The sequence below is a fragment of the Leptolyngbya sp. FACHB-321 genome (assembly GCF_014695975.1).
GTDB lineage: Bacteria > Cyanobacteriota > Cyanobacteriia > Leptolyngbyales > Leptolyngbyaceae > Stenomitos.
In genome coordinates this window covers 50352-60044 of record NZ_JACJPI010000031.1, presented here as the reverse complement: position 1 = coordinate 60044, position 9693 = coordinate 50352, and the positions used below count along the sequence as shown (strand labels likewise).

Annotated in this window: 8 protein-coding genes and 1 pseudogene; 4 read left to right on the top strand and 5 right to left on the bottom strand. The window is 49.7% G+C overall.

What is annotated here, in order from left to right:
• Window positions 1–111 (top strand): annotated as a pseudogene (locus H6F76_RS30270) (IS982 family transposase); the annotation flags it as partial.
• A gap of 144 nt (window positions 112–255) precedes the next feature.
• Here the strand turns inward: H6F76_RS30270 and mutL are convergent.
• Window positions 256–1998: a DNA mismatch repair endonuclease MutL gene (mutL, locus tag H6F76_RS04005; RefSeq protein WP_190506154.1), complete on the bottom strand. Its 1743-nt coding sequence runs from the start codon at window positions 1996–1998 to the stop codon at window positions 256–258.
• Window positions 1999–2061: 63 nt separating this feature from the next.
• Window positions 2062–3312 (bottom strand): geranylgeranyl reductase family protein, encoded by a 1251-nt coding sequence (locus H6F76_RS04000; RefSeq protein ID WP_190506152.1) that lies wholly within the window; start codon window positions 3310–3312, stop codon window positions 2062–2064.
• Between the two features lie 274 nt (window positions 3313–3586).
• Between H6F76_RS04000 and H6F76_RS03995 the strand changes: the two genes are divergently transcribed.
• Window positions 3587–3961, top strand: a complete 375-nt coding sequence (locus H6F76_RS03995) for a rhodanese-like domain-containing protein (RefSeq protein ID WP_190449640.1) — start codon at window positions 3587–3589, stop codon at window positions 3959–3961.
• A 100-nt stretch (window positions 3962–4061) separates the two neighbouring features.
• Window positions 4062–4721 (top strand): SOS response-associated peptidase, encoded by a 660-nt coding sequence (locus H6F76_RS03990; protein ID WP_190506151.1) that lies wholly within the window; start codon window positions 4062–4064, stop codon window positions 4719–4721.
• Between the two features lie 43 nt (window positions 4722–4764).
• Here H6F76_RS03990 and H6F76_RS03985 read toward each other — a convergent pair whose 3' ends face one another.
• From H6F76_RS03985 to fba, 3 genes are all read right to left on the bottom strand, one after another.
• Window positions 4765–5130 (bottom strand): hypothetical protein, encoded by a 366-nt coding sequence (locus tag H6F76_RS03985; RefSeq protein WP_190506149.1) that lies wholly within the window; start codon window positions 5128–5130, stop codon window positions 4765–4767.
• A gap of 98 nt (window positions 5131–5228) precedes the next feature.
• Window positions 5229–6071 carry a hypothetical protein gene (locus H6F76_RS03980; RefSeq protein WP_190506147.1) on the bottom strand — a complete coding sequence of 281 codons (843 nt, stop codon included), beginning with the start codon at window positions 6069–6071 and terminating at the stop codon, window positions 5229–5231.
• Window positions 6072–6221: 150 nt separating this feature from the next.
• Window positions 6222–7301: a class II fructose-bisphosphate aldolase gene (gene fba / locus H6F76_RS03975; RefSeq protein WP_190448384.1), complete on the bottom strand. Its 1080-nt coding sequence runs from the start codon at window positions 7299–7301 to the stop codon at window positions 6222–6224.
• Between the two features lie 233 nt (window positions 7302–7534).
• On the opposite strand from fba, the gene H6F76_RS03970 reads away from it, so the two are divergent.
• Window positions 7535–9598: a S9 family peptidase gene (locus tag H6F76_RS03970; protein ID WP_190506145.1), complete on the top strand. Its 2064-nt coding sequence runs from the start codon at window positions 7535–7537 to the stop codon at window positions 9596–9598.
• Window positions 9599–9693: the final 95 nt, after the last annotated feature.

The window sequence follows — 9693 nt, the reverse complement described above, 5'->3', positions numbered from 1 at the left end:
CGTTCTCCAGTCAATTGCTTTGTCAATATCTTGGGCGGATTGATTGCCTATTGCCATCAGCCAAAGAAGCCATCCATTGCCCTTGACCACAATTTGCTCCTTCCGGCTTAACCCGAACTGACGTTATCAATAATCACACCTAGCTACTTAGAGTAAGCGGAAGGGCGATCGCTCCCATAGTTATTGGAGCGATCGCCCTTTTTTCAACAAGGTGTGCCCTTTCCAGCAAGGTATTCCCGCAGTCATGCCCACACACTAAATTCCGTGGCTCTTGCCAATAACCCAATGACGACGAAAGAAGCGTGATAACGATGATTCTTCCAACGTGAGGCAGATGGGGCGACCATGCGGGCAGGTGCGTGGGTTACGAGTTTGCTGCCATTGATTCAGCAGGGTTTGCATCTCTTGCTGAGTCAGTGATGTCCCATTGCGGATGGCGCTGCGACAGGCTGTCGCAACCTGTGCAGCCTGTAAGTCTCCGCCCAGGCTAAGTTCCAGCAATGCCGCTGGGCAATCTTCCCGCTGTGCCAGCAAGGCGGGAGCCGATCGCACCATCCAGACCTGTTCGCCAAATGGTTCCACTTCTAACCCTAGACGTTGCAATTGCTCCACTTGCGCGATGGTGAGTTGAGGCAGAATGACGGCAGGTTCTAAGGTTACAAGCTGCCAACGATCGCACAACTGCTCGTATAGCACTCGTTCATGGGCGATGTGTTGTTCAATCAGCCAAATGCCACCAGGGTATTCAGCGAGGATGTAGGTGTTATGGACTTGGGCGATCGCCTTGAGAGAATTGGAGTGAAGGGCTGAATTTTGAATGCTCTCGCCCCCTGCCTCCCCTGCCTCCTCCACTTCCTGAATTCTTCTACTGCCATAGCCGCTTTCTGCTTCAGCCGTTTTTAGCAGCGTTCCCGTTCGCTGAGAGTAAAGTGTGTCTGTAAGGTTAATGGGGCTAAGCCGAAGTGCCTGCATGATCGCGTTGGAAATCTGTTCGCGCCAGTCAGCTAAATGGTGTAAATAGATTTCAGACTTGGCGGGATGGCGGTTCCAGTCAATTTGTTCAGGCGGCACCTGGAGATGAACAAAGCAAAGGGGAAAGCGATCGCGGGGCACCGTTTGCCGAAACCCTGCCAGAAGCGTCTGCTCTAATTCTGGCATCTGCACAACGCGCCCATTAAAAGCGACGCGTACCCAGTCCGGTCGGTGGCGGTGGCACCGATCGGGCAGACCAAGGAGGAGATAAAGGGTAGAGGAGTCAAGGGGTGAAGGGCTGAAGACATCAATCATCTCTATGTCTTCATCTAAGTTAGGCACTGTGAGCGTCAACTCCTGCAAATCTCCTGGCTGCACATCGCGCAGTATCTGGGGCAGGATGTGTCGAGCTGTTTTGCCAGACCAGAGCTGAAACCAATCCCGATCGCTCTGCCGTACCTGCCAGGTAACGTGCGGATGGCAGAGTGCTAGCTGATGAATGATGGTCTGTACAGCGCGTAGCTGTTGGGCAAGAGGTGGTAAACCATGACGACGGGCTGTCCAGGTGCCAAAGAGATGATCAACAATGACGACGGTTCCTGGTGCGATCGCCACTGGGTCTACTTGCAACGGTGTGCCTTGAGAGTCATAGGTAACGTGCCAGCCTGCCTCCGCATCATTTGAGCGGCTGAGAATTTCTAACGTTGCGAGTTGAGCAAGGCTATGCAATGCTTCGCCCCGAAATCCTAAACTGGTAAGCTGCCAAAGATCCTGGCTAGACCGAATTTTGCTGGTACTGTGAGGTGCAGCTGCTTGCTTCAGGTCTGCCAAAGCCATGCCACTGCCATTATCAGCCACGCGAATGCGCCAGTGTTCCGGAGAAAGCGCAATGGTAATGCGAGTTGCACCTGCATCCAGAGCATTTTCTGCTAGTTCTCGTACCACTGCTGCCAGCGAATCAATCACTTCGCCTGCTGCAATGAGATGCACAACGTCTGATGGTAAGGCTGCAATTCCCGCTCTCATAAGTTCCAGTCTAGGCAATTTATGAGTGTCATGGCAGGGTTCGCACTGACTTGAGGATCAAGGTTACACTTCACTGCTAGCACTGTGCCCTAAGAAGCCGTCTGTCATCGATCGCCGAATGCGGTTCACGGCTCGACCAAAGATGCTGTTGAAGGAGAGTTCGCCACAGAGCAATTCGGTTGCCAGACGAGCGGCTTTGGGGTTTTTGACTCCGTACTTGTAGCAAACGCCAGGGTATTGGTAGAAAAAGCGTGCCAGGTTCAGGGCAGCATCGAAGTTGGCAGCAAACTCAGTGTGAATGCGATCGCTGTATCTTTCTACTGCATTCCCTGCAACGCATTCGGCAGCGATCGCGCCACTCTTCACGGCGTGCAAAAGCCCATCACCAAAGAAGGGATTGATTAGCCCTGCGGCATCGCCAACCAGCAGAATTCGCCCATCGCGGGTATGCAATTGTTCTTTACCACTCCAGAGGGGCAGAGGATGAGCATGAAATCTCATCTGTGCCGGATCGTGTGGCAGTTGAAGTGCCTCTAGATAATGGAGAATGGCTTGCCGCAATTCGTTCCGTGCCTGACGGTCACTACGAGCATCTTGACGGGTCGGACGAAACAAGCCCGCACCAATATTTAAGTGCTCGGCTTTAGGGAAGACCCAAGCATAGCCACGCTTCACCGCACCATACTCCAGGTGAGCAACATCTGGTCGCAGGTCAGGGTGTCCAGTGCCCCATTCGTGCGGAAATTCGACCTCCATGCCCAGCGCGATCGACCGCTTTTGGCGCAGGTTAGCCGCATTTGCCGTAATGCCGTTGGCTCCATCCGCACCAATGACCGTGCGTGCGGTTGCTACAAAGGCATCTCCCTTACTTAAAGTGCCATGCGTTTTGCCTGCCTGGGCAGAGACGCGCACCCGATCGCCCTCCACCACGATCGAACGCACGGCTAAACCATCGCGTAAGTCGGCTCCTGCTTGGGCGGCTCGCTGTGCCAGGGCATTGTCAAAAAGGGAACGCTGCACCATCCAAAGGGAAAGGGGGCGATCGGCTCCTGGTGCATTAATGTTCGCCAGATAAGGATCGCCAAAGTTCCACGTATGGCGCATTGACAGTACTGTCGCTTCTACAAACGCTTCTGGTATAAGGTCACGTAGAAACGCCTGCATCACCATTGGTGTTCCGCCACCGCAAGTCTTGTGTCGTGGCAGAATGTGCTTTTCTAGCAAGGCAACTTTTAGTCCTGCCTGGGCTGCGCTCGTTGCCGCAATTGCCCCTGCTGGACCCGCACCGCAAACAATGAGGTCATAGTTCAACACTAGTTCAGTTCCTCTAGACGCTTCTTCCAGTTAACACTATGCAGGAAGGCAGAAGGCAGAAGGCTAAAGGGCTGGAAATTAAGCTGTTGACCTTGCCCTTTATCCCTTAAGCAAAGACATATTGAATTGTGTCTAGAAGACTGATCGCACTCAAATATGCGTTAGCTCTAAGTAAAGCTGCATAAGCAGGGAAATTTGTAAACGTTTCAGCACAAATTTTTGCAAATTGTAAATTAACTTGTTACATTGCAGGTATCGCTGGCAGAAGATCCTCATGCACCATCTCTTCGGTATCATTCCTATTCCTCAACCGCTACAGTCACGATCGCTCGTTTATGACCTCAAGGCACGCCTTGATTGGGGTAAGCCAGCGCTAACGATTTTGGATGTGCGCGATCGCGTGCTGTTTAATGCTAGCCATATTGTTGGGGCTATTTCGATGCCTGCGGATGAGTTGATTGATCGTGCTTTAGCCAGTCTGCCATTGAACCGTGACCTTTATGTTTATGGCGAAACCGACGAGGACACTGCGCTAATTGCTAGTCAACTTCGGACAGTAGGCTATCGTCATGTGTCTGAAATCCGGGGAGGCGTGTCAGCGTGGAAAGCCGTTGGGTTCCCGATCGAAACTGTCCTTACAGCAGCTTGAATCTAGCTTGAGAGGGGGAGCGCTTTCAGTACAAACGTGTAAGTTTTGAAGGTATAACTTAACGTTCAAACCTTAAAGCTGATTATGCCAGCGTGTACCCATGTGCGGACGGTTTAGCCTTACTCAATCAGCGAATGCGCTTGCTGAGACCTTTCAACTCGAAACGCTTCCAGAGTGGACACCACGCTACAACGTTGCGCCCACGCAAGCGGTTATGGCGATCGCTGCTGCGCCTACACATTCTCGACAGGTGCGCTTGTTTCGATGGGGCTTGGTACCCGGTTGGGCAAAGGATTTGACGATCGGGGCAAAGCTAATTAACGCTCGCGCTGAAACCGTTGCCGAAAAACCATCGTTTCGTGCTGCGTTCAAGCAGCGGCGTTGTTTGATTCTGGCAGACGGCTTTTATGAATGGCACCGGATCGATCACAAGACGAAGCAACCCTACTACTTTCAGTTAAGTGATCGACAACCCTTTGCTTTTGCAGGATTATGGGAACGCTGGCAGGGTGATGATACTGCCGTTGAAACCTGCACCATTCTTACTACGCAGGCGAATGAACTGTTGCAGCCCATCCACGATCGTATGCCTGTAATTCTTGCCCCAGAAGAGTATGATCGCTGGCTAGACCCAACCGAAATCCCTGATCATCACACTCTGCTGCATCCTTATGATGCAGCTTTAATGCGAGGCGATCGTGTTAGCACGCTAGTTAATCGTGCTACGAATGACAGCCCCGATTGTGTGAATACGCTTTAGGCATTGAGTCAGTTGATGGTCAGTAACTGCACCAAACGCTTGGTCAATCACTGAGGAATCGCAAGCCTTGATCAGCGGCGATTGCGTCCTCGCATACCGCGATTAGCTCATCAAATTTAAGCATCCATTGGTCATTTTGTCTCAAGCGTGCCAAAATCTGTTCTCTTACTATAGAGTCTTTAGCGCGAACATTCTTTTCCTTGATTAGCTGTTCAAAATAAACATCTCGAAGTTGATGGATTTCGCTAAGCCAGGTTGGAACATCAACGTATGGATTTTGATAAAATCTCTCCCGAATGATCTTAAACTGTGATGCTTTGATATCGAAAGCTTGGATCATTGTAAAGAGATCCAGATCCTCATCCGTAATCGCACTTCGCTTTGTGGGTCCTATGATATCAAGCGCCATACGTGAACTGCTGTTTTCTGAAATTTACTTCTTATTCTTAATCAAAAGCATACCCAATTCAGCTACAGCACTGGTTTAACGCCTACTTATAGATAAGGTTATTTTTTTACGTTAGGTTGAGCTTGCTTTTGGCTGGAGCCATCGAGTTGTTTCATCTGATCGCCCAAATCCGTGATGCCTGTAGCATCAAAGCCAAGCCGGATTTGACTAAGCTCTTGCAATCGCCCATCCATATAGTGAATAAATTTTGCTGCTGGCACTATTGTGTCGCCTGTACTAACTTGTTGCGTCGCCCAATAGCTCAACATCTCATTTCTTAAGGCAAAGTAGCTAAGATAAAGCGCTTGATTATCCTTGATGTTTTCTTCCTGTTTAAACACTAAAGAAATATTCCCATACAAGATTACAGTGCTGGATGAAACAATAAAGATATTAATCAAAGCGTTATTGACTCGCTCCCAGCCGCTTTTACTAATAAAAAATAAGCAGATCGAAGCAATTACGCTACCGCCACAAATCATTGAGAGCGAAATATAATATTGCTTGTAAAAGAAGCCCATAACACTACCATGCTTCTGAATCCGGTCTTGAATCTGGTCAAACTGATCAATGAGTCGTGCTTTTTCAGCCGGTTTAGTGGGTAGATTAGCGATCGCGGTATTGACTGCTTTTTCTTCTAGTGAAGAGGTTACGCTTAACCACTCATCTTGTTTTGTGCCTGCAAACCAAAACATCAGTGCATAGCTTAAACAAATGCCTAGAATCAAGCTAGTTGAAATAACAATGTGCCCTAATAGAGTTGGCTGATCATTTTTTGGTGAGATAAACCGCCCTTGCTTCAGTAAAGGGGCAGATCGCAAGCTTTTTGCTTCAACGGTTGCCGCTGCACTAGCCTCCGTTTGTATCTCATTTGGTTCGTTACTTTCTGTCGCTAATGACATGATTGGTCTCATAGAGTTTTACGCATAGCACAACCCTTGCTGTTCTGTTGTTCGTAAGTTAGCAATAGCGGGTTAGCTGTTGCATTAAAATACCCGGACAGCAGTAAAGCTATCCGGGTATTTTAACAAGTTTTACTTCAGACGAAGTAATTACACGCCTACAGCCTTTTTGGTGACGGCTGCCAGTTCGCCTTTAGCGTACTTAGCGGCGTACTCATCCAAGCCAATTTGCTTGATCTTGCTGGCGTTGCCTGCGGTACCAAACTGTTCATAGCGATCGCTACAAACCTTTTGCATATATTTGATGGAGGGCTTCAAGAAGTGACGGGGGTCAAATTCCTTTGGCTCTTTTGCCAGCGCTTCACGCACCGCAGCAGTAATTGCCAAACGGTTGTCGGTGTCAATGTTAACCTTCCGTACACCGCTCTTGATGCCCTTTTGAATTTCTTCGACAGGCACACCATAGGTCTCAGGAATCGCACCACCGTACTGGTTAATGATTGCAATTAGGTCTTCGGGCACAGAGGAAGAACCATGCATGACCAAATGTGTGTTGGGCAGGCGACGGTGAATTTCTTCAATGCGGCTGATTGCCAGAATCTCGCCTGTTGGTTTGCGGGTGAACTTATAGGCACCGTGGCTGGTACCGATCGCCACTGCCAACGCATCTACTTGAGTTTGCTCTACGAATTCAACAGCTTCATCGGGGTCGGTCAGCAGTTGGTCGTGAGAAAGCGCACCTTCAAACCCGTGACCATCTTCTGCTTCGCCTTTGCCTGTTTCCAGAGAACCCAAGCAACCGAGTTCGCCTTCAACGCTCACGCCGATCGCATGAGCGACCTTGACCACTTCTCTGGTGGTGTTGACGTTGTACTCAAAGCTAGCAGGCGTCTTTGCATCAGCTTGCAAGGAGCCATCCATCATGACGCTGCTGAAGCCGTTCTTCATGGCAGAGTAGCAGGTGGAAGGCGCGTTGCCGTGATCCTGGTGCATCACGATGGGGATGTCAGGATAGGTTTCGATCGCAGCCAGAATTAGGTGGCGGAGGAAGTTTTCGCCAGCATAATTGCGGGCACCACGAGACGCTTGCAAAATTACAGGGCTATCGGTTTCGCTAGCAGCGTACAGAATTGCCCGGATCTGCTCCAAATTGTTGACATTATAGGCAGGGATGCCGTAGCCATTTTCTGCTGCGTGATCGAGCAACAGTCTCAGTGGTACGAGCGCCATAAACAGTCCTCCTGGTGATTGGTAATCAGCTTCTAGAAATAAGCTTAATTCTTACGATAATCTTAAGATACTTTCTGCTCCACATTAGCAAGATCTGCTCGTTTCACCTAGTTGCTGAGTAAAAATTCCTATTTAATTTACTTATAACCCCTGTTCTCCTTGCAAGTGTCGATGGTTCTGCTAGCAAACGAGAAGAGGGATAACATTCTACCCATGGTCACTAACGGTAACTAATGAATCAACGTGTTGTGTCTTCTACTGTCTTGCCACCGATCGCTGACAAGCAGCCGCACCGATTGTCGATCCACGGAGATGATCGCACCGATGATTATTTCTGGCTGCGCTACCGCGACGAGCCCAACGTCATCGCGTACCTTGAGGCTGAAAATGATTACACCAAAGCGGTGATGGCGCATACAGAGTCCCTACAAACGGCATTGTATGACGAGATGCTGGCGCGGATTCAAGAGACTGACCTGTCGGTGCCCTACCGTAAAGGCGATTATTACTACTACTCCCGTACTGAAACGGGCAAAGCCTACCCCATCTATTGCCGTAAAGCGGGTAGCCTGGATGCGCCCGAAACAGTACTCCTTGACCAGAATGCTTTAGCAGAGGGGCATGATTTCTTTGAGTTGGGACTGTTTGACATTAGCCCAAACCATCAGCTTTTAGCGTACTCAGTAGACACGACTGGCTCAGAGCGCTACACGTTGTTCTTTTTAGATCTAGCAACGGGGCAGCTTTATCCTGAAACTATTCTTGAAACGGGCTATGGGTTTGCCTGGGGTAACGACAATCAGACCATCTTTTATACGCTGATGGATGAGGCAAATCGTCCCTTTAAGCTGATGCGTCATCGGTTGAGCAGTGCGGCAAGTGACGATGAGTTGGTTTACTCTGAAGCAGATGAATCTTACTTTTTGAGCGTGGGCAAGACACGCAGCGATGCCTATATTTTGCTGGAGCTAGGAAGCAAAATTACGTCTGAGGTGCATTATCTGGATGCGAATCAGCCAGAGGGTAAATTTCAGGTGATTCAGCCTCGATCGTCGGGTATTGAGTATCAGGTTGAGCATCACAGCGATTCCTTTTATATCGTGACGAACGATGAGGCGCTAAATTTCAAACTCATGCAAACGCCAGTCACAACTCCTGCAAAGGACAACTGGCAACTGGTCATTCCCCATCGCGATCAGGTTTTGCTAGAAGGTGTCAGCGCGTTTGCTAAGCATCTCGTGATTTATGAGCGGGAGTCTGGTTTACCTACCATTCGAGTGCGGCAGCTTGCCAGTGGCGAAGAACACTTCATCCAATTCCCTGACCCGACCTACAGCGCGGATGAGGGCAGCAATCCAGAGTTCGACACAGAGATTCTGCGGTTTAACTATACGTCGCTGGTAACGCCTCGATCGGTCTTTGACTACAACCTGGAAACGCAAGAGCGGGAACTAAAAAAAGAGACTCCTGTGCTGGGTGGCTATGATCGCACGCAATACGCTAGTGATCGCCTGATGGCAACCGCTACCGACGGTACACAGGTGCCGATCTCGATCGTGTACAAAAAAGGACTGGAGCAAAACGGCGCAAAGCCTTTATTGCTGACGGGTTACGGTTCGTATGGGTTCAGCTATCCCGCCGCCTTCTCATCTACTCGCCTGTCGCTGCTGGAGCGAGGCGTAGTAGTGGCGATCGCTCATATTCGCGGTGGGTCAGAGATGGGTCGTCAGTGGTACGAAGACGGCAAATTTCTTAAGAAGAAAAATACGTTTACCGACTTCATTGCCTGTAGCGAACATCTCATTGCTCAAGGCTGGACTTCTAAGGAACAGTTAGCCGTTGTCGGTGGCAGTGCAGGCGGCTTGCTTATGGGTGCCGTCATTAACTTGCGACCCGACCTCTTTAAGGCAGTGGTTGCCCATGTTCCGTTTGTTGATGTTGTCACCACAATTCTGGATGACCATCTACCGCTTTCCGTTATGGAGCGCGAAGAATGGGGTGATCCAAACGACAAAACGTTCTATGACTACATGAAGTCCTACTCGCCCTATGACAGGGTTGAAGCCAAAGACTACCCTAATCTGTTGATTACAGCAGGCTTAAACGATGCACGTGTAGCGTATTGGGAACCTGCAAAGTGGACGGCAAAGCTGCGATCGCTTAAAACGGATCACAATTGCCTGTTGCTCAAAACCAATATGGGTGCAGGGCATGGCGGCGCATCAGGGCGCTACGAAAGCCTTAAAGAGATAGCGTTTGAGTACGCTTTTCTTTTTGATCAGTGGGGGCTGGTGTAGCGTTTAGCGGTCAGCTTTCAGCAGTCAGCTTTTAATGCTAATCCGATTGCTGCTTCTAGCCGTGTTAAGGGTCACTTCCCCGGTTCCCTCAGCCT

Bases quoted from the DNA above. Each gene is read 5' to 3' on its own strand.
- mutL (WP_190506154.1), bottom strand. From the start codon at position 1,998: ATGAGAGCGGGAATTGCAGCCTTACCATCAGACGTTGTGCATCTCATT.
- H6F76_RS03995 (WP_190449640.1), top strand. From the start codon at position 3,587: ATGCACCATCTCTTCGGTATCATTCCTATTCCTCAACCGCTACAGTCA.
- H6F76_RS03990 (WP_190506151.1), top strand. From the start codon at position 4,062: ATGTGCGGACGGTTTAGCCTTACTCAATCAGCGAATGCGCTTGCTGAG.
- H6F76_RS03985 (WP_190506149.1), bottom strand. From the start codon at position 5,130: ATGGCGCTTGATATCATAGGACCCACAAAGCGAAGTGCGATTACGGAT.
- H6F76_RS03980 (WP_190506147.1), bottom strand. From the start codon at position 6,071: ATGTCATTAGCGACAGAAAGTAACGAACCAAATGAGATACAAACGGAG.
- fba (WP_190448384.1), bottom strand. From the start codon at position 7,301: ATGGCGCTCGTACCACTGAGACTGTTGCTCGATCACGCAGCAGAAAAT.
- H6F76_RS03970 (WP_190506145.1), top strand. From the start codon at position 7,535: ATGAATCAACGTGTTGTGTCTTCTACTGTCTTGCCACCGATCGCTGAC.